The 1,552-nt window shown below is 67.6% G+C and carries 1 protein-coding gene; it reads right to left on the reverse strand.

Annotated features, from left to right (window positions below):
• Positions 1-107: 107 nt before the first annotated feature.
• A complete protein-coding gene (locus tag AB0J68_RS32085) occupies positions 108-1,367 on the reverse strand; it encodes an LCP family protein (protein WP_354855817.1) in 1,260 nt (419 codons plus the stop codon).
• Between the last annotated feature and the right edge of the window lie 185 nt (positions 1,368-1,552).

Here is a 1,552-nt window from a genome sequence, read left to right on the forward strand (position 1 = left end):
GCGAACGGGTGGTCGGGCTTACGGCCTGTTGGAGCGGGGGGCCTGAGGAGCCGCGGCCGGTGGCGGCGCCGAATCCGGCGAGGCGGCTTGAAGCGACGCGGCGGCCGTCACTTGCGGCCGGAGATCACCTCGGGGTGGGTGAAGACGAACTCGGCGAGCTTGTCCTGCTTGACCGCCTGGAACATCTGCATCGTTTCCTCGTTCAACGCCTCACGGTTGTTGCCGTTGCCGTTGAAGCTGCCGTTGTTGGTCTTCAGCATGGTCAACTCGTTAGCGGTGACCCCACGCATGGTGAAGATGAAGTTCTCGATCGGCACGCCGCCGGTGTCCAGGACGAACGCCTTGCCGGCCGCCTTGATCAGCTGGTTCAGCTTGGCCGGGTTGGTCAGCATGCCGCCGTCGGTGGCCTTGCGGGCCATCGCCTTGATCAGTTGCTGCTGGTTCTGCTGCCGGTCGTAGTCGCCGCCGGGGAGGCCGTAGCGCTGCCGGGCGTAGTCGAGGGCGGCCCAGCCCTCCATCTCCTGGCAGCCCTTCTTGTGCACGACGGGCGTCATCGTCTTGCCGGTCTTCTTGGCGTCCGCGTTCCACATGGGCTTGCCGTCGACGAACGACATGTGCTTCGACTTGACCTCGTAGCTGACGCAGATCTTCACGGTGCCCAGGGTGTCGATGACGTTCTTGAAACCACCGAAGTTGATGATCGCCGCGCCGTCGAAGCTGATCCCGGTGAGCCGCTTGATCGTCTGCGCCATCAGCTGGGCGCCGCCCTCCCAGCCGCCACCGTTGCGGGCGCCGGCCTGGAACGCGGCATTGATCTTGTCGGTGCCGCCGGTGAAGCCGCTCTTCTTGAAGGGCGGGATCTGCGCCTCGGTGTCGCGGGGGATCGAGATCAGGTACGCCTGGTCGTGCGAGGCCGGGATGTGCAGGATGATGATGCTGTCCGAGCGGACGTCGTCGGCGGCCCAACGCTCGCGCGCGTCCACGCCGAGCAGCAGCATGTCGATCGGACCGTCGAGGCTCGCGCCGCCCTCCGCGTCGGTCTTGCCGGCATCACCGAGCAGGTTGCGTTGGGCGATGTCGCCGGTCGCCTGGCCGATCAGCACCTTGGTGCCGACGATGGCCACCCCGCTGCTGAGCATCAGCACCGCGCCGAAGATCACGGTCAGTCGGGCCCAGAGCGGATCCTTGCGGCGGGGCCGCTTCTTCGCCGGCCCCTTCCCGCCTGTCCGGCCGTTGCCGCCACCCGGCGGGCGACCGCCCGGACCACCGTTCGACGGGCCCGGCTGCACCGGTATGGACGCGGCGATCCGGCCGCTCGGCGCGGCGGATCCGGCGGACGAAGGGCGACGGCTGGCCTGAACCGGCATGCGTGCTCCAGCTCGTGATCAGGAGGGGGGCCGCCCCACTGTACGTACATCAATTCGACTTTGCGAGTTCATCTGGACTCAATTGGGACGACAGGTGCCGTCAACCGGGCGATCGTCCCCATTCGATGACCGTAAAGGCGAGGTCGGCTCGCTTCAGGGTGGACCGCGTCGGCGGCGACGCGGTC

The sequence above is a fragment of the Micromonospora sp. NPDC049580 genome (genome assembly GCF_040675595.1).
Lineage (GTDB): Bacteria > Actinomycetota > Actinomycetes > Mycobacteriales > Micromonosporaceae > Micromonospora.